The organism is Mycetocola sp. TRD_SC_2 (assembly GCF_055361225.1).
The window spans coordinates 55,562-72,569 of record NZ_CM143954.1 but is presented as its reverse complement, the minus strand read 5'-3'; the positions used below and the strand labels follow the sequence as shown (position 1 = coordinate 72,569).

General features: G+C 67.0%; 17 protein-coding genes. 13 read left to right on the top strand and 4 right to left on the bottom strand.

The window, feature by feature from the left end:
• Positions 1 to 34: 34 nt before the first annotated feature.
• The 3 genes from ACWA1Q_RS00395 to ACWA1Q_RS00385 are packed head-to-tail and all read right to left on the bottom strand — an operon-like array spanning position 35 to position 3,013.
• Entirely contained in the window at positions 35 to 1,648 is a 1,614-nt protein-coding gene (locus tag ACWA1Q_RS00395) for an ABC transporter permease (RefSeq protein WP_463758615.1), read from the bottom strand.
• On the bottom strand, positions 1,645 to 2,601 hold the full coding sequence (locus ACWA1Q_RS00390) for an ABC transporter ATP-binding protein (RefSeq protein ID WP_463758613.1): 957 nt from the start codon (positions 2,599 to 2,601) through the stop codon (positions 1,645 to 1,647). The genes ACWA1Q_RS00395 and ACWA1Q_RS00390 overlap by 4 nt, the downstream gene beginning before the upstream one ends.
• 43 nt (positions 2,602 to 2,644) lie before the next feature.
• Positions 2,645 to 3,013 (bottom strand): VOC family protein, encoded by a 369-nt coding sequence (locus ACWA1Q_RS00385; protein WP_463758612.1) that lies wholly within the window; start codon positions 3,011 to 3,013, stop codon positions 2,645 to 2,647.
• 177 nt (positions 3,014 to 3,190) lie between these two features.
• On the opposite strand from ACWA1Q_RS00385, the gene ACWA1Q_RS00380 reads away from it, so the two are divergent.
• From ACWA1Q_RS00380 to ACWA1Q_RS00340, 9 genes are all read left to right on the top strand, one after another.
• On the top strand, positions 3,191 to 4,504 hold the full coding sequence (locus ACWA1Q_RS00380) for an MATE family efflux transporter (protein ID WP_463758610.1): 1,314 nt from the start codon (positions 3,191 to 3,193) through the stop codon (positions 4,502 to 4,504).
• Positions 4,505 to 4,525: 21 nt separating this feature from the next.
• Positions 4,526 to 5,086, top strand: a complete 561-nt coding sequence (locus ACWA1Q_RS00375; RefSeq protein WP_463758608.1) for an RBBP9/YdeN family alpha/beta hydrolase — start codon at positions 4,526 to 4,528, stop codon at positions 5,084 to 5,086.
• Between the two features lie 128 nt (positions 5,087 to 5,214).
• The gene (locus ACWA1Q_RS00370) at positions 5,215 to 6,111 is read left to right on the top strand and encodes a glucose 1-dehydrogenase (protein ID WP_463758606.1); all 897 of its coding nucleotides are present in this window, start codon (positions 5,215 to 5,217) and stop codon (positions 6,109 to 6,111) included.
• 177 nt (positions 6,112 to 6,288) lie between these two features.
• Positions 6,289 to 7,200: an ABC transporter ATP-binding protein gene (locus tag ACWA1Q_RS00365; RefSeq protein WP_463758604.1), complete on the top strand. Its 912-nt coding sequence runs from the start codon at positions 6,289 to 6,291 to the stop codon at positions 7,198 to 7,200.
• Positions 7,193 to 8,065: an ABC transporter permease gene (locus ACWA1Q_RS00360; protein WP_463758603.1), complete on the top strand. Its 873-nt coding sequence runs from the start codon at positions 7,193 to 7,195 to the stop codon at positions 8,063 to 8,065. The genes ACWA1Q_RS00365 and ACWA1Q_RS00360 overlap by 8 nt, the downstream gene beginning before the upstream one ends.
• A gap of 47 nt (positions 8,066 to 8,112) precedes the next feature.
• A complete protein-coding gene (locus ACWA1Q_RS00355; RefSeq protein WP_463758601.1) occupies positions 8,113 to 9,291 on the top strand; it encodes a sensor histidine kinase in 1,179 nt (392 codons plus the stop codon).
• Positions 9,288 to 9,935: a response regulator gene (locus tag ACWA1Q_RS00350; RefSeq protein WP_463758600.1), complete on the top strand. Its 648-nt coding sequence runs from the start codon at positions 9,288 to 9,290 to the stop codon at positions 9,933 to 9,935. The genes ACWA1Q_RS00355 and ACWA1Q_RS00350 overlap by 4 nt, the downstream gene beginning before the upstream one ends.
• Before the next feature lie 26 nt (positions 9,936 to 9,961).
• Positions 9,962 to 10,528 carry a GNAT family N-acetyltransferase gene (locus tag ACWA1Q_RS00345; RefSeq protein ID WP_463758599.1) on the top strand — a complete coding sequence of 189 codons (567 nt, stop codon included), beginning with the start codon at positions 9,962 to 9,964 and terminating at the stop codon, positions 10,526 to 10,528.
• Positions 10,529 to 10,701: 173 nt separating this feature from the next.
• A complete protein-coding gene (locus tag ACWA1Q_RS00340; protein ID WP_463758597.1) occupies positions 10,702 to 11,661 on the top strand; it encodes an FUSC family protein in 960 nt (319 codons plus the stop codon).
• A gap of 6 nt (positions 11,662 to 11,667) precedes the next feature.
• Here the strand turns inward: ACWA1Q_RS00340 and ACWA1Q_RS00335 are convergent, their stop codons facing one another.
• Entirely contained in the window at positions 11,668 to 12,744 is a 1,077-nt protein-coding gene (locus ACWA1Q_RS00335; protein ID WP_463758596.1) for a LacI family DNA-binding transcriptional regulator, read from the bottom strand.
• A gap of 132 nt (positions 12,745 to 12,876) precedes the next feature.
• Between ACWA1Q_RS00335 and ACWA1Q_RS00330 the strand changes: the two genes are divergently transcribed.
• From ACWA1Q_RS00330 to ACWA1Q_RS00315, 4 genes are all read left to right on the top strand, one after another.
• Positions 12,877 to 14,127: an MFS transporter gene (locus ACWA1Q_RS00330; protein WP_463758595.1), complete on the top strand. Its 1,251-nt coding sequence runs from the start codon at positions 12,877 to 12,879 to the stop codon at positions 14,125 to 14,127.
• 53 nt (positions 14,128 to 14,180) lie between these two features.
• A complete protein-coding gene (gene nucS / locus ACWA1Q_RS00325) occupies positions 14,181 to 14,876 on the top strand; it encodes an endonuclease NucS (protein ID WP_463758594.1) in 696 nt (231 codons plus the stop codon).
• 63 nt (positions 14,877 to 14,939) lie between these two features.
• Positions 14,940 to 15,644 (top strand): HAD hydrolase-like protein, encoded by a 705-nt coding sequence (locus ACWA1Q_RS00320; RefSeq protein WP_463758592.1) that lies wholly within the window; start codon positions 14,940 to 14,942, stop codon positions 15,642 to 15,644.
• 47 nt (positions 15,645 to 15,691) lie between these two features.
• Positions 15,692 to 16,975 (top strand): hypothetical protein, encoded by a 1,284-nt coding sequence (locus ACWA1Q_RS00315; RefSeq protein ID WP_463758591.1) that lies wholly within the window; start codon positions 15,692 to 15,694, stop codon positions 16,973 to 16,975.
• Positions 16,976 to 17,008: the final 33 nt, after the last annotated feature.

Sequence of the window (17,008 nt, the reverse complement as noted above, 5' to 3'; positions counted from 1 at the left end):
AGGAGACAGGCGGGCGGTCGCGGGCGATCGACAGCTAACCCGAGGCCAGATCACGGCGACGGAAGAACACGGATGCCGAGGCGCCGGCGGCGAGCGCGAGCACGCCCATCACTATTCCCCCGGTCCAGTCGGTGTCTGCACCATCCGGCTCCGGGCTGTGCCGGAACGGGGAGAGGTCGACCGCCCAGTCCGGCAGACCGATCAGGGGCCCGAAAATTCCGAGGAACATGGCCAGGCCGAGCGCTCCCCACGCGATACCAGCGGTGAACCGGGGCACGAGCGCCCAGGCCAGGGCGACCGTTCCAAGGAAAAGCAGGGCTGCCGGCACCTGCACCGCAGCGGCCAGCGCGGCGTGGGGGATGTTCTCTCGCGCGTCCACGACGAACGAGGCGAGGACGGATGCCACGGCGCCAGCGCCGACGACGGCCAGGACGGCAATCGCACCAACGGTGAGATAGCTGCCGAGCCAGCCGAGACGGGACAGCGGTGTTGCCAGCAGCAGGGCACCGGTCTCACCCGCCTCCTCCTGCCGCAACCGAACGATCGCCTGGATTCCGCTCGCTGCCGCGAGAATTCCGACGAGCGAGAAGATCACCGTCGTGAACGCTTCGGCGAAATCGGTACTTCCCCCGAGTCGCGTCAATTCGTCGGCGATCACGCTCCCGCCGAGCGTTCCGTCGTCGATCGCCGGGGCGAGCGCACCGCTGAAGACCCCGAACACCGCCCCGCCTGCGCCCCACGCGACGATCGACGGCCACTGCAGACGCCAGGCCAGACCGACGGGTCCGGAGAGTGACGCCCGGGCATGGCTCCGGCCGATGCCGACCGAGACGACGCTCGCGCCGGCATCCCTCCTCGCGAGAAGAAGCGCCGCAACACTCAGAAGAACGGCGGTTGCCGCGAGGCTCACGAGAAGCGGGGCGAGCGTGTTCTCGGTGAAGGGCCGGGTGCGGTTCGCCCAGCCGATCGGCGACAACCAGGCCGGCCATGCGCTCTCGACCCGCAACCCGTCCGCCGATACCGCGCCGAAGGCGTCACCGAGCCCGCGCAGCAGATAGGAGATCAGCACGACCCCCACCCCGACGCTGTTCGCCGCCCTCGCGCTCGGCATCAGTTCGGATGCCACAAGGCCGACGGCAAGGAACGCCACCCCGGTCGCGGCGAGCGCCAGCCCGGCCACGAGCGAGCCGGAGAGGTCAAGGCCGGCGACGGCGAAACATCCGCTCACCGCGACGAAGAGAACGAGGTTGACTCCCAGCCCGTAGACGAGGGTCGAAAGAGCGGGCGTCCACCGCGCAGCCGGGGTCGCGGCGACGAGGGCGGCACGACCGCTGTCCTCCTCGGCGCGCGAGTGCCGAACCGCGAGGAAGGTGTTCATCAGCCCGACGAGGATGCCGAGAAAGGAGAACAGGGTGAAAATCAGGACGGCGTCGATGTCGGTGCCCTGAGGAGCTCCGCGCAGGAGCAGGATGCCGGGGTTCGCGGCTGCGAGGGCGACGAGGGCTGTGCGTTCAGCGACCGAGCCGAAGGCATCCTGCAGGCCGACGGCCGCGAGCAGGATGAGCCCGGCGATCGACACGATCCACGCCGGGGTCTGCACCCGGTCGCGGCGGAGGCGGTGCCGGACGAGGAGCCCGAGCGCGGTCATTGCCTCGCCTTGCCCAGCCGGGCCTGGCGCCTGGTCCGCGGCGCGGCATCCGGCTTCTCGTCGCCGTAGTGGCTGAGGAACAGTTCCTCGAGCGAGGGCGGGGTGATGGTGAGGCCGCGAACCCGGAGGGCGGCGAGAGCGGGGAGCACGTCGACGAGTTCGTCGCTGTCAGCCGTGAAGTGCGCCCGCGTTCCGTCGAGAACGAGGTCGGTGCTCCGGGGGATGGAGCGCAGGTCGCTCTCGTCGAGGCCCTTGAGCGCGAACGCGACGTCGGTGCGGGTCAGGTGTCGCAGGTCGGCGAGCGTTCCGGTCTCGACGATGCGCCCGGCGCGGATGATGCTCACCCGGTCGCACAACTTTTCGACCTCGCTGAGGATGTGGCTCGACAGGAGCACAGTGGATCCGGCAGCGACCGCCTCCTGCAGTTCGCGCCGGAACACCACCTCCATCACAGGGTCGAGCCCCGACGTCGGCTCATCGAGCAGGTACAGCCCGGCCGGAACGGCGAGCGCCGCAATCAGCGCGACCTTTTGCCGATTGCCGGTGGAATAGGTGTGTCCCTTGCGCGACGGGTCGAAGGAGAATGCGTCGATCAGGTGGGCCCGACGGGCGGCGTAGGCCTCATGGTCGCGGATGCCGCGGAGCCGGCAGAGCAGGTCGATCGCCTCCCCGCCGGTGAGGGTGGGCCAGGTCGGAACCCCGGCGGGGACGTACGCCATGCGAGTGTGGAGGGGAACGGCATCCGTCCAGGGGTCCCGGTCGTAGACCGTGACGGTGCCGGACGTCGCCCGGGCGAGGCCGAGCAGGATCTTGATCGTCGTCGACTTGCCCGCTCCGTTTGGTCCGAGGAAGCCGTGGATCTCACCGGCGGAGACCTCGAGGTCGAGCCCATCGAGCGCGTGGACGGACCCGTAGTTTTTACGCAGGTCGTGCGTGGAAATGACCGTGCTCATGGCACCGGACATTACCCCCGTGCTGTTCGGTTGGTAAGGGGGATCAGGCGTCCTCGTCGAGGATCACGAGACAGAACGGGTGCCCGGCCGGGTCGAGATACACGCGAAAATCGCTTTCGCGGTAGTCGGCGTCGGTCGCACCGATGGCGAGCACCTGTTTCTCGCCGAGGTCGAGGTCGTCGACTTTCACGTCGAGGTGCAGCTGCTGCGGCACGAGCTGGCCGGGCCACTGCGGCGGCGTGTACGGGTCGACGAGCTGGAAGGCGACGCTTGGCGCCCCGGATGCCGGGGCGATCGTCACCCAGTCGGCCTCGCTATCGACGCGCTCCATACCGAGCAACTCCTCGTAGAACGAAGCCAGGCGGTCAGGGTCAGGGCAATCCAAAACGATGCTGTGCAGTTCTCCGATCATGGCCGGAAGACTACTCGCGGCTCGGTGCGCTCGGGAACCCCGGCACCCGTGAAAAGCCACAATCTGCTTGAGTTGCGATCGAATCTCCACACTCTGTCGTTCACCGGCGAACGCAGGAGCATTCCGTGGTGATTCGATCACGTCGGCGCCGAACCGATCCGCGGCTAGGCTCGTCGAGTGAGATCCGTGAACCGCGACATCCTGCGCCTCGCGGTCCCGACCCTCGGCGCTCTGATCGCCGAACCGCTGTTCCTGCTCGCGGACTCCGCCATGGTCGGGCACCTCGGGATCCCCCAGCTCGCCGGCCTCGGCATCGCCAGCGTCGTGCTGCAGACGATCATCGGCCTCATGGTGTTTCTCGCCTACGCCACGACACCCGCCGTCGCCCGCAAACTCGGCGCCGGCGACGAACGCGGTGCGGTCTCGGTCGGGATCGACGGCATGTGGCTCGCGCTCGGCCTCGGTGCGCTGCTCGCGATCTGCGGTTGGCTCGCAACACCCACTCTCGTCGCACCGTTCGGGGCGTCTCCGGATGTCGCGGGCGAAGCATCCGTCTATCTCTCGATCTCGATGGCCGGGCTCCCCGCCATGCTTCTCGTCTTCGCCGCGACGGGACTGCTGCGCGGGCTGCAGGACACACGCACGCCGCTCGTGGTAGCCACGGTGGGCTTCGGCGCGAACATCGCACTCAACTACGCGCTCATCTACATTCTCGACTTCGGTATCGCCGGGGCTGCTCTCGGCACGGTGCTCGCGCAATGGGGGATGGCAGCGGTCTACCTCGCCGTCGTGCTGCGTCACGCCCGCCGGACTGGAGCGGGAATCCGGCCGCACCGCGAGGGCATCTCGGGCTCCGCGCTCTCCGGTGGCTGGTTGTTCGTGCGCACGGTGAGCCTGCGTGCAGCGATCCTGCTCGCGACGTTCGTCGCAACCGATATCGGTACGGCCGAGCTGGCCGGCTTCCAGATCGTGATGACGCTCTTCACCTTCACCGCGTTCGCACTCGATGCGCTCGCGATCGCCGCGCAAGCGCTCATCGGCAAGAGCCTCGGTGCGGCGGACACCGCGCTCGTCCGCATGGTGCTCACCCGATGCCTGCAGTGGGGTGTGGGGGCGGGGCTCGTGCTCGGACTCGTCGTTGCCGCCACCTCGGGCGTCACCGGTCTGCTGTTCACTGGCGATCCGGAACTCGCCAGGCTCCTCATGCCGAGCCTCGTGATCCTCGGGATCAGCACGCCGCTGGCCGGCTTCGTCTTCGTGCTCGACGGCGTGCTGATCGGGGCGGGTGACGCGCGCTATCTCGCGCTCACCGGCATCCTCAACGTCGCTGTCTTCGTTCCGCTCGCGCTGTCGGTCCTGCACTCTGCCCCTGCGGGAGCGAGCGGGCTCGCCTGGCTCACCGCTGCGTTCGCCCTCGGCTACCTCGCTGCCCGCGGCGTCACCCTCGGCCTCCGGGCCCGCACCACGGCCTGGATGCGCACCGGCGCGTAAACCCAGTGGCAGACTCGGGTCATGCCCGTTCGCATCGTCGTCGCCCACGGTTACCTCGCGTCGCCCGAGAAGCACTGGTTCCCGTGGCTGGTCGATCAGTTCGAGCCCGGCGTCGTGAGCGTTCCCGCCCTGCCGTCACCGAAGCATCCGAAACCAGGACCGTGGGTGAACACGCTCCGGGATGCCGTCGGCCCGGTCGACGACGACACGATCCTCGTCGCGCACAGCCTCGGTTCGATCACCACGCTCCGCATGCTCGCGGCACTGCCGCAGCCGTGGACGCTCCGCGGGCTCGTGATCGTCTCCGGGTTCGCGCAGCGGCTGCCCAACCTGCCCCAGCTCGACCCGTTCACCGCGGAGCCGGTTGACCTCGCTGCCATCGCCGGAAGTACCCGCTCGATCCATGTCTTCGGCTCCGACAACGACACCACGGTCGCGCCTCCGATCACGGCTGCACTCGCGAAAAAACTCGGCGCCCCGCTCACGATCCTCCCCGGGGGCGGGCACTTCGTCGAACGCCAGGGTTGCCGGTCCATTCCCGAGTTGTTGCCTGTGCTTCACGAAATAATCGCCAGCGGGTGAATCACCCGGCATAACCGAATCGTCGTTCAGAAGCAAGTGGATGCCGCATTTTGCGCGCCCCTGCGAGCATCGATACACACCGATTTCCGGTGGCTATCCGTGTCGACGACCAACAGGAGGACCAGCGCATGGCTGCAGACCAGTACGCATTCGAAGACCCGACCAAGAAGTACGCCGACATTGACACCCCCGAGCAGTACCAGGAGGGGTCCGGACTCGATGCCGACCTCGTCGAGAAGGCAGACCGGGGCGAGAAGTCCTACCGGGGCACCGGCCGGCTCGAGGGGCGCAAGGCGCTCATCACCGGCGCTGACTCCGGGATCGGCGCCGCCGTTGCCATCGCGTTCGCGCGCGAAGGTGCCGACGTCGCGATCTCGTACCTGCCCGAGGAGGAAGAGGACGCTCAGGAGATCGTCTCACTGATCGAGGAGGCCGGGCGCAAAGCTCTCGCGCTGCCTGGCGACCTCACGGACGTCGGTTACGCCAAGGGGATCGTCGATCGCACGGTCGAAGAGTTCGGCGGACTCGACATCCTCGTGAACAACGCGGGCAAGCAGCAATACGTCAACGACCTCGCCGACCTCAGCGACGAACAGTTCGATGAGACGTTCAAGACCAATGTCTACGCCATGTTCTGGACCACGAAGGCGGCGCTCCCGCACCTGAAGCCGGGCTCGACGATCATCAACACGTCGTCGATCCAGGCCTACTCACCGTCTGAGCACCTCGTCGACTACGCAACGACGAAGGCCTCGATCAACGCCTTCTCGAAGGCGCTCGCGCAGCAGCTCGCACCGAAGGGCATCCGCGTCAACGTTGTTGCACCGGGTCCGATCTGGACGCCACTGCAGACCGCGGGTGGCCAGCCCCAGGAGGCACTGCCTGAGTTCGGCGAGCAGACCCCGCTCGGCCGCGCCGGCCAGCCTGCCGAGCTCGCGCCCGCCTACGTGTTCCTCGCGTCGGGTGAATCGAGCTACGTCTCGGGCGAGACGCTCAACGTGAACGGCGGAATGCCGACGCCGTAGGTCTCGCGTTTTCACTCGATACGGACGAAGACACTCGGCACGCCGGGTGTCTTCGTCCGTTTCGCGTTTGGTGACTGCGAGCCGCCCGCGCGGCCGACGGCATCCACCGATCGGTTGATGCCGGGTTCAGTCGAACGTCCGCTACCGCCGGAGGCTCGGCAGGGGCACGCTGGAAGCATGAACTCCACCAGAGTGCCGCAAGGCGACAACATCGTCGAGGTCGAAAACCTCGGCAAGCGCTACGGCAGCCTCACCGCCGTCGACGACGTGAGTTTCGAGATCCGTCGCGGGGAGACGTTTGCGCTCCTCGGACCCAATGGCGCGGGCAAGTCCACCACGATCGAGATCCTCGAGGGCTACCGCGACCGTACGAGCGGATCGGTGCGCGTGCTCGGCGTCGACCCGCAGAAGGGCGGCCTCGCCTGGAAGGCGCAACTTGGTATCGTCCTCCAGTCCAGCGCCGAAGCCGCTCATGTCACCGTCCGTGAGCAGCTCGAGCAGTTCGCCGCGTATTACGACTCCCCGCGGGACGTCGACGAGGTTCTCACCGCCGTCGGCCTCACCGAGAAGGCGAAGACCCGCATCGCGAAGCTGTCCGGTGGGCAACGCCGCCGGGTCGACGTCGCCCTCGGCGTGATCGGCCGGCCCCAGCTGTTGTTCCTCGATGAGCCCACCACCGGGTTCGACCCCGAAGCGCGCCGCCAGTTCTGGGAGCTCATCCGCTCGCTCAAGGCCGACGGCACCACCATTCTCCTCACCACCCACTACCTCGATGAAGCGGCGCAACTCGCCGACCGGGTCGCCGTCATCGCCGGCGGCACGCTCGTCGAGATCGGGCCCGTGGACACGATCGGTGGAGCAGAAGCCCGGATCCCCGTCGTTCGCTGGCGCGACGACGCCGGGCTGCACGAAGAACGTACGCTCGAACCCGCCGCCTTCGCCGCCCGCCTCTTCTCGGCGACCGGACGGGAGCCGCGGGACCTGGAAATCCTGCGCCCGAGCCTCGAGGACGTCTACCTCGGACTCGTCGGCGCAAACGACCGGATGCCGCATCGCGCGGCTTCCGAAGGAGAACGCACCCATGTCTGAGACCACTCTCACCCGGCCGCCCGTTTCGTCGGGCGTCCCGCCCCTGTCCCGCGGCCGCGCCCTGCGGCTTGGGCTCAAGCGCATCGCCTACGAGGTCCGCGTCTACTTCCGTGTCGGCGACCAGGTGTTCTTCACCTTTCTCTTCCCCGTCGTCATGCTCTCGATCTTCGCGACGGCGTTCTCGACGAGCGGGAACGTCGGCGCAAATCCGGACGGAACCGGCGGGATCAGCCAGGGTGCGTACTTCCTGCCCGGGATGGCGGCGGCAGGCATCCTGCTCTCCGGAGTGCAAAACCTCGCCACCGACATCGCGATGGAGAAGAGCGACGGCACGCTCAAGCGACTGGGCGGTTCACCCCTGCCGGTGATCAGCTACTTCATCGGCAAGATGGGCCAGGTTTTCGTAACGTCGCTCGCTCAGCTGGTGCTGCTGTTCGCGGTCGCCCGGGTGTTGTTCGACGTCGATCTGCCGACCGAGCCCGAGAAATGGGCGACCTTTGCCTGGATCTACCTGCTCGGCATCATCACGTGTGCCGTTCTCGGCATTGCCCTCTCTGCTGTCCCTCGTTCGGGCAAGAGCGCGACGGCCGTCGTCATCCCGATCGTGCTCGTGCTGCAGTTCATCTCGGGCGTCTACCTGACCTTCACCATGCTGCCTGAGTGGCTGCAGAACCTCGCCAGCCTGTTTCCGCTCAAGTGGCTGGCTCAGGGAATGCGATCCGTCTTCCTGCCCGAAAGCTTCGCCACCCTCGAGCAGAACGGCAGTTGGGACCTGGGCCTCGTCGCGATCAACCTGGTCGCCTGGTGCCTCACCGGCCTGGTGCTGTGCCTCGTCACCTTCCGATGGATTCGCAAGGACTCCTGAAGCCTCACCGTTCGGCCCGATGTTGAGAAGTACGAGAGAGTAGTTCCGTGACCAGTCCGAAATGGTGGGACCTCGCCCTGCTGGCGACTGTCCTCATCGTTGGCATCACGGTCGCGTCGGTGAACGACGGCATCGGGCGCTGGGGGGCCTGGGCAGCCCTGGGCGCGCTCGTTGTCGTCTACATCGCCTTCGGCCGACGGCTCATCGGTGCCGAGGAACAAGACCCGCGGCCGTCACTCGCGGCATCCGTCTCTTTCCAGACCGCGCTCGCGCTCCTTGTCGCGGTCGGCGCGGCATTCGGGCCGAACATCATCACGGCACAGGCGTTCATCTTTCCGCTCCTTTGGATCGTCTCCCTCTCGACGAAGCAAGCCATACTCGCGAACGTCGGGGCGGCCGTCGTCATCACCGTGGGGTTCATCATCGGCCTGAACGAGGGCATCGACGGAGTCATTCAGGGACTGTTCGTCGGCGGTCTGTCGCTCGGCTTCAGCCTCGCCCTGGGGCTCTGGATCACCAAGATCGCCGAATATGGTGACGAACGCCAACGCCTGCTCGTGGATCTGCAGGCTGCCCAGGGTGAACTCGAACTGCTGAGTCGGGATGCCGGGGCAACTGCCGAGCGTGAACGCATCGCCCGCGAGATCCACGACACCATCGCGCAGAGCCTCACGAGCGTCGTGATGCTGGCTCAGCGCGCCCGCCTCGAACAGCCGACGGCGGAGTCGACGCTCGAGATGATCGAGTCCACGGCTCGCGAGGCGCTCAGCGAGGCTCGCGCTCTCGTCGCCGTGAACGCCGGACTTCCCGGCGACGACGCGTCGCTCGGCGAAACACTGCATCGGCTCGCCGAGCGGTTCCGGCGCGAGACGGGCGTGGTCGTCACCGCACACATCGACGCGATCACCCTGCCCCGCGATCTCGAAGTCGTTCTCCTCCGCTGCGCCCAGGAGGGCCTCGCAAACGTGCGCAAGCACGCGAACGCGGGCGCAGCATCCGTCACCATCGAGCAGCACGCGGATGCCGTCACCCTCACGATCGAGGACGACGGCCGCGGGCTGGGGGAGCTCCGCGACACGATCGAGCGCGGCTTCGGGCTCTCGGGCATGCGCGACCGGGTCGGGCTCGTCGGAGGGCAACTGACGATCTCCGACGCTGCATCCGGCTCGTCCTCGGGGACGCGGCTCGAGGTCACGATCCCGCTTGTGAAGGAGGAGTCGAGATGACGGGCATCCGTGTGATCGTGGCCGATGACCACCCGATCGTCCGATCGGGGATCGCCGGGCTGCTGTCGCTCGCTGATGACATCGACGTGGTCGCCGAGGCGTCGAACGGTCGAGAGGCGGTCGCGCTTGCCCAGGAGCTCAAGCCGGATCTCGTGCTGATGGACCTGCGGATGCCGGTGGCGAACGGCCCGGAATTCGACGGCGCCGCCGCGACCGCGCGCATCATCGAAACGGTGCCAGGAACTCGCGTTCTCATCCTCACGACGTACGAAACCGACGACCACATCCTCGGTGCGATCGAAGCCGGTGCAAGCGGGTACCTGCTCAAGGCGGCGCCGCAGGAAGAGATCCTCGCGGGTGTGAGGAGCGTCGTTGGGGGGCAGACTGTGCTCGCTCCGGCCATCGCCGCGAAACTCGTCTCGCGCATGCGGCAGGATGCAGCGGTTCCGCGGCCGCGCCTCAGCGAACGCGAACTCGATGTGCTGCGGCTCGTGGCGTCGGGCAACAGCAACGCCTCGGTGGCCAGCCGCCTCTTCATCAGCGAGGCAACCGTGAAAACCCACCTGCTGCACGTGTTCGAAAAGCTTGGCGTCTCCGACCGTACCCGCGCGGTGACCCTCGCGCTCGAACTCGGTCTGCTCTGAGTTCGGGTCCGGCCGTACCATGAGGCATGCGTGTCCTTGAGTTCCGCGAGCCGATCCTGACTGAGCGGCTGATGCTGCGCCTCGAGACCGCGGCAGACGTCGACGCCGTGCACTCGTGGCAATCGCGTGAGGATGTCTGCCGGTACCTTCTCTACGCCCCGCGCAACCGCGACACTGTCGCCGCCAAGATTGCGGAGAACGCCGGGCGAACCCGACTCGAGTCCAACGGCGACTATCTCCAGCTCGGTGTCCAGCCGCTGCAGGGCGGACCACTCATCGGGCAGATGTACATCACCGTCGACAACGCCGCGCTCTCCACCCTCGAGATCGGCTGGGTCTTCCACCCGGATGTCGCGGGCAGGGGGTACGCAACCGAAGCTGCCCGGGCTCTGCTCGTACTTGGGTTCGAGACGATGGGGGCACACCGGATCATCGCGTCGCTGGGGCCGGAGAACACGGCATCCGTTCGACTGTGCCTGCGCCTCGGCATGCGCGAAGAGGCGCACTTCGTCGAGGACATGCTCGTCAAGGGCGTCTGGGAAGACACGGGTGTTTACGCGATACTCGACCGGGAGTACGAACGTCACGAATAGGCTTCCGGTCGCTCGTTTGTGATGATGAGGTCATGTCACCAGCTCCACCAACGGCGGTCGTTCGCACGGGCACACGGCTGAAAGCCCTCCTTTTTCATCCCCGTCTGTTGCTTTCGGTCAAGACGGCCGTAGCAGTCGGGATCGCGTGGGTCGTGGCGCCACTCATACCTGGCGTGGCCGACAAATACCCGTATTACGCACCCCTTGGCGCGTTGATCAGCATGTCACCGACACTGATGAGTTCGGTCCGGCGCGGTGCCGAGACGCTCGCGGGGCTCGCCATCGGCATCCTTCTCGCCGGCGCTGTCATCATTTTCTCCTCGCCCAACGTCATCACGATCTCCCTCGTCGTGGGAGCAGGCATGCTCGTCGCCGGCAGCCGCTACCTCACGACGGGCGGCGAGTACGTTCCCGTCGCGGCGCTTTTCGTGCTGATCATCGGTGGGCAGAACGCCGACGAATATTCCGTCGGCTACCTCGTGCAGATGAGCGTCGGAATCGCCGTCGGTCTCCTCGTCAATATGCTTGTCCTCCCTCCCCTGAATTTCAGCGCAGCTGTGCTCCAGCTCACCCAGTTCCGCTCGTCGCTCGCCAACCACCTGGACGACATCAGCAACGCACTCATCGAGAGCTGGCCGCCCGAACACGAGGAGTGGGCCAACCGGGCCGGCACTCTGGCTGAGACGGCGAACCAGGTGCGTGAAGCCGTCGGCCACGCCGACGAGAGCCGCAAGTTCAATCCGCGCGCGAAGCTCCACCGCCGCGACCTCGAGAAGGACTACCAGGATCTTTCCGACCTCGAAACCATCACGTTCCATGTCCGCAGCCTGGGCAAGGTTCTCGCAGCGGCGATCTGGGACGGGCCGATCCCGGCCGAACTGCCCGAGTCTCTCCGGAAGCCCATGAGCGACACCATCCACGCCGTCGCCGAGGTTCTCCGGCTGCGCAACGCGGGCGACACCATCGACGAAGCGGTCAGCGCCGCGGACGATGCCTTGCGGGTGCTGCTCGAGACCCTCGACCAGCAGCGAGACCTCGAGCCGTCCTCACTCAGCCCGTCGGCATCCGCCGCCATGGATCTGCGTCGCATCCTCGCGATCATCGAAGAGTCAGCGGACGTCGCCCAGGAGTAACCGGCCTCAGGACGGGGCTGGCCCCGTCGTGTCACCGGGCTGAAAGCGCACATCGAAGGTCACCGGCTCAGGCACCCCGCCCGCGAGCATCTCCACGATCGCGCGCCCGGCCGCAGCGCCCTTGCCCTGCGACGGCTGCCACACCGTCGTCAGCGACCGTTCAAGACCTTCGACCCGGATGCCGTCGAATCCGACGACGCTGAGATCCTCCGGCACGCGAAGTCCCAGTTCCTCAGCAGCGGCGAGGACTCCGGCTGCAAGAAGATCGCTCTGGGCGAGAATCGCTGTCGGTCGATCGGCGGCGGGAACGTCGAGAAGTACGAGTGCGGCTTCGCGTCCGGCATCGCTCCTGCTGCCGGACGCGATCCGTCCGCCGATCCCGGGGAAGACACTCCTCGCACCAGCGATGCGCTCGACGGTGCTCCTGACCGTAGCGGCTGCCTCCCGCTCGGCGGTCAGTGGCCCGGGCGTGCGGTCCCGATCGATCGGGAGGGTAATGATCGCTGCTCGCGCGTGGCCCAGGTCTCTCAGATGCTCCGCGAGCATGCGGACTCCGCCCCGGTTGTCGACGCCGATGGTGTGGACCGCCGCACCTTCCTCGCCTTCGATCTGCACCATCGGGATGTTCCGGCGACGGAGCAGGTCGAGCATTGAGATCGAGTCGACGTTGCAACCCACGAGGACGACCGCGTCGACCGGGGCGTCTTTCACGCTGAGCTGTCCGTCGCTGACGTCGGGGATGAGCAGCAGGCCTGCGCCGATCGCGCTGATCTCCTCCGCAAGTCCGTCGAGGGTCTGGATCAGCACGGGGTCACGGAACGAAACACCGATACGCGCGGGAATGAGCGCGCCGATGATCCCACTGCGCCCCCTTCGCAGGGACTGTGCGAGCGGATCCGGCCCGCCATAACCGAGTTCAGCGGCGGCAGCGAGGACCTTCGCCCGGGTGTCATCCGATACCGGCCCGTGCCCGCTGAACGCGAGCGAGGCGGTCGATGGAGATACCCCGGCCCTGCTCGCGACGGCGGCAAGAGTGGGGCGGGCTTCCGTCCGGTCGCCGGATGCCGCTCGGTCGCGATTCATACGCTCCCCCGGTCTGGTGATCAGGGCGCTGCCGCCTTGACCGTTGTGGGTGGTCTCGGCTAGCTTAGCGACGTCGGCTCGAATCGATTCGACGTCTCTTTCGCTTTTCCGCGAACCGACATTCGAAGTGACATGACCTCTTCTCCCGCGCCCGCAGCATCCGCTCTCCGCCCTCGTCGTGAGCTCGTCGCCTGGCGTAACGCCATCTTCGTGATCTTCACACTCTCCGGGCTGAGCATCGCAACTTGGGCGGCGCGACTGCCGGAGATCAAGGCGAACCTCGACGTCACGACCGGGTCGATCGGCATCCTCATCCTGGGGATGAGTGCCGGGTCGATCCTCGGCCTGATGGCGTCGGCCTGGCTGATGGCCCGGATCGGTGCGCGCTCCGGCATGGTGCTCTCCCTGAGTTTCGTTGCAGCCGGGCTCGTGCTCATCGGGATCGGTGCTGGAATCGTGTTCTCGCCGGTGCTCGTCTTCGTCGGGCTCGCCCTGTTCGGCTTCGGCAACGGCAGCGTAGACGTGATGATGAATGTTGAGGGCGCCGCGGCTGAAACCGAGCTCGGCAAGACGGTGCTGCCGCTGATGCACGCGTGCTTCAGCCTCGGGACCGTTATCGGTGCCGGGATCGGTGCCGCGGCATCCGCCCTGCAGATCGGGGTGGTCTGGCACGCGATCGCCATGGCCGGGATCATCGCCGTCGCCGCCATCATCGCCGTGCGTTTCGTCCCCGTGCGTGAAGAGCTGGGCGACGAAACCCCGACGCACTCGAACAAGCCGGGCTGGCAGGCGCGCCTCAAGGCGAACCTGTCGGTGTGGGCCGACCTGCGGCTCATCCTCATCGGCGTGGTCATGCTCGGGATGGCATTCGCAGAGGGAAGCGCCAACGACTGGCTCGCCCTCGCCGCCGTCGAGGGTCACGGTCAGTCCGAGCCGACCGGCGCGATCGTGTTTGGTGTGTTCGTGTCAGCAATGACCGTCGGGCGCGTTGCCGGCGGTCCGCTCATCGATCGCTTCGGGCGCGTGCGCGTGCTGCAGGTTTCGGCGGTGTCTGCCGTTGCCGGTCTGTTGATCTTCATCCTCGGCACGGACCTCTGGCTCGTCATCCTCGGCACGGCGCTGTGGGGCCTCGGAAGTGCCCTCGGGTTCCCGCTCGGGATGTCGGCTGCCGCTGAAGGCAAGAACGCTGCGGCGCGCGTGAGCGCCGTCGCGATGATCGGATACCTGGCTTTTCTCGTCGGGCCGCCGCTGATCGGGCTCCTCGGCGATGCCGTTGGACTGCTCAACGCCCTGTTCGTCGTGCTCGTACTCGTGGTGCTGTCCGGGCTGGCCTCCCCCGCTGCGCGAGAGCGGAAAGCGAAGCTTTCCACTCTAGCGGATTAAGCGGCGCGGCACCTCGGCGTCGGCTCACAGGCATCCCGGGCTACACTCGTCGAGTGCGTTTGGTGATTGCGAAGTGTTCCGTTGACTATGCCGGTCGACTCTCGGCTCACCTACCCCTCGCCACCCGCCTGCTCATGCTCAAGAGCGACGGAAGCCTTCTGGTGCACTCCGACGGTGGCAGCTACAAGCCGCTCAACTGGATGAGCCCACCCTGCACGCTGAGCGTCGTCGAACCCGACGATGACCAGACGGATGCCGGCATCACGCAACTTTGGAAAGTCACCCATGCGAAAACGGGCGACCAGCTGATCGTGTCGGTGTACGAGGTCTTCTCAGATTCCGAGCACGAATTCGGCGTCGACCCCGGCCTTCAGAAGGACGGCGTCGAAGCCCACCTGCAGAAGCTCCTCGCCGAGCAGATCGACCTCCTGGGCATCGGGCATACTCTCGTGCGCCGCGAGTTCATGACCGCCATCGGGCCCGTCGATATCCTCGCGCGGGACGAAGCCGGGGCATCCGTCGCCGTAGAGCTGAAGCGCCGCGGCGACATCGACGGCGTCGAGCAGCTCACCCGGTACCTCGAGCTCATGAATCGTGACCCACACCTCGCCCCAGTTCGGGGTGTTTTCGCTGCCCAGGAGATCAAGCCCCAGGCGCGAACCCTCGCCGAAGATCGCGGCATCCGCTGCCTCGTGCTCGATTACGACGCAATGCGAGGCCTTGACAACGCAGACGGTCGACTGTTCTGATGAGTGCCCGGTTCGTCCGGGGATTGTCGAGTGAATCGCCAAACTGCCTACTATGGAGTTCCTATGTCTATTTCATCTCCTGAACTGACGAGCACAGGTTCCTTCGTCGTCAACCGCACCTGGTCGACCATTCTCTTCGACCTCGACGGGACGATCACGGATTCCGCACCCGGCATCACCGCGCGCCTAGCCAAGATGTTCGCGGCGCTCGATCTGCCGGTGCCCTCAGAAGACGAACTGCTCCACTGGGTCGGCCCGCCCATGCTCGAGTCCCTCGAACTCCGCGCCGGCATGTCGCCGACCGAGGCTTTCGACGCCCTGCTCGTCTACCGTTCCATCTCGGACGAGGACGGCCCCTGGTCGGGCTCTGCCGTCTACCCGGGAATGGCGGGCCTGATCAAGCAGGTCGCCGCCAGCGGCATCCCCACGGCAATCGCGAGCAGCAAGCCCGAGTCCCAGATCCACGCTGTCCTCGATCACTTCGGTCTGAGCGACTACTTCACGATCATCTGCGGTGCGTCAGAAGACGAGACACGCAGCGCGAAAGCGGATGTCGTCGCTGAAGCGATCGTGCGCCTCCACGCCGAGGGCATCGACACCACGCACAGCGTGCTCGTCGGCGACCGCCACCACGACGTCGAGGGCGCAGCGGTCCACGGAATTCCGACGATCATGGTCGAGTGGGGTTACGGCTCTCCCGCCGAAGCAACTCACGCCATGGCCGTCGTGCACTCGACCGACCAGCTCTCCAAACTCCTCCTCGGCTGAGGCCGCCTTCCGGCGAGATCTCACCGCTGGCCCATAGGCTGGATGCCATGACTGACGGACTCTGGTGGCTCCCGTCCCTCATCGTGTTCGGCACGGCCGGTCTCGCCGTGTTCGTCATGGTGCGGGTGACGGCAACGCGACGCCGACGATTCGGAACCGCAACGCAAAACACCCTGGCAGCGCTCGAGCAGCAGGCCGGAGTCGCACTCGTGCGCACCGATGATCTCGTGCGCTCCGCCGAGGACGAGGTGGATTTCGCTGCCGCCCAATTCGGTGAAGCCGCTGCCGCCGATTTCGCGCGCGCCGTGGCATCCGCTCGCGAGCAGTTGCGCGAGGCATTCCAGCTTCACCAGCAGCTCGCCGACGCTGTTCCCGACAGCGAATCGCAGCGCCGGCGCTGGAATTCCCGGATCCTCGAGCTGTGCACATCCGTCGACAGCACTCTGAGTGAGCAGACGAAGCAGCTCGACGAGCGCCGCGCGATCGAGCGCAACGCTCCCGACCTCGTCGCCGAACTTCGGCGGAGTATCGACGTGACGGAGGGTCGCGTGGCAGATGCCGAACCGACCATCGAGCGGCTGTCTTCGAGCTACGCACCCGCGACGTTCTCAGCGGTGACGGATGCCACGGGCCGCGCGCGGGACTCCCTCGCGCAAGCGCGTGCCGCCCTGGCCCAGGCGGAGTTGCGGGTATCCGCGCGCGAGACCGCTGCCGAAGAACTCGACAACGCCTCTCAGCATCTCCTCACTGCGAGGCACGCGCTCGACAGCGTGTCGCGGACGGCAGCAGGACTCGATGCCGCGAATGCGGAACTCGGCGCCGCTGTCGACCGGGTGCAGGCGACCGTTGACGACGCGAGACGCCGCAGGGACGCGACCGAGGTGCCCGAAGCCGTCGACGAGATCACAGCGGGAATCGACCTCGCCACGGCGGCGCTGACTCGCGCGAGCGATCGCACCGATTTACCCGACCCGCTCGACCGGCTCGACACCCTCCGAGAGGCCGAAGACCGGCTCGACGCCGCTCTCTCGAGCGCCCGCAGCCGCCAGCAACGGATCGACTCGGCTCGAGAGGCGCTGAGGGGTGCGCTCTTTTCCGCGCGCAGCCACCTCGGTGTCGCCTCAACGTTCATCGCCGAGCACCGCTCGCGAGTGGGGCCGGATGCTCGCACGCGGCTCGCCGAGGCGGAACGGCAGCTTGCTCTCGCGGAGGCTGCCGACGACCCCGTCGAGGCGCTCGACATCGCTCGCCGCGTCTCGCGACTGGCGCAGGATGCGGATGCTCTCGCCCGCTACGACGCTGGACCCCGAACCGCTCCGTACAAGCGCTGAGCCGCATCGCAGGAGCGGCGCAGCTCACCCGGT

Coding starts and splice junctions, on each gene's coding strand:
- ACWA1Q_RS00345 (WP_463758599.1), top strand. CDS start 9,962: ATGCGTGTCCTTGAGTTCCGCGAGCCGATCCTGACTGAGCGGCTGATG.
- ACWA1Q_RS00330 (WP_463758595.1), top strand. CDS start 12,877: ATGACCTCTTCTCCCGCGCCCGCAGCATCCGCTCTCCGCCCTCGTCGT.
- ACWA1Q_RS00395 (WP_463758615.1), bottom strand. CDS start 1,648: ATGACCGCGCTCGGGCTCCTCGTCCGGCACCGCCTCCGCCGCGACCGG.
- ACWA1Q_RS00390 (WP_463758613.1), bottom strand. CDS start 2,601: ATGAGCACGGTCATTTCCACGCACGACCTGCGTAAAAACTACGGGTCC.
- ACWA1Q_RS00360 (WP_463758603.1), top strand. CDS start 7,193: ATGTCTGAGACCACTCTCACCCGGCCGCCCGTTTCGTCGGGCGTCCCG.
- ACWA1Q_RS00385 (WP_463758612.1), bottom strand. CDS start 3,013: ATGATCGGAGAACTGCACAGCATCGTTTTGGATTGCCCTGACCCTGAC.
- ACWA1Q_RS00350 (WP_463758600.1), top strand. CDS start 9,288: ATGACGGGCATCCGTGTGATCGTGGCCGATGACCACCCGATCGTCCGA.
- ACWA1Q_RS00370 (WP_463758606.1), top strand. CDS start 5,215: ATGGCTGCAGACCAGTACGCATTCGAAGACCCGACCAAGAAGTACGCC.
- ACWA1Q_RS00335 (WP_463758596.1), bottom strand. CDS start 12,744: ATGAATCGCGACCGAGCGGCATCCGGCGACCGGACGGAAGCCCGCCCC.
- ACWA1Q_RS00375 (WP_463758608.1), top strand. CDS start 4,526: ATGCCCGTTCGCATCGTCGTCGCCCACGGTTACCTCGCGTCGCCCGAG.
- ACWA1Q_RS00365 (WP_463758604.1), top strand. CDS start 6,289: ATGAACTCCACCAGAGTGCCGCAAGGCGACAACATCGTCGAGGTCGAA.
- ACWA1Q_RS00315 (WP_463758591.1), top strand. CDS start 15,692: ATGACTGACGGACTCTGGTGGCTCCCGTCCCTCATCGTGTTCGGCACG.
- ACWA1Q_RS00320 (WP_463758592.1), top strand. CDS start 14,940: ATGTCTATTTCATCTCCTGAACTGACGAGCACAGGTTCCTTCGTCGTC.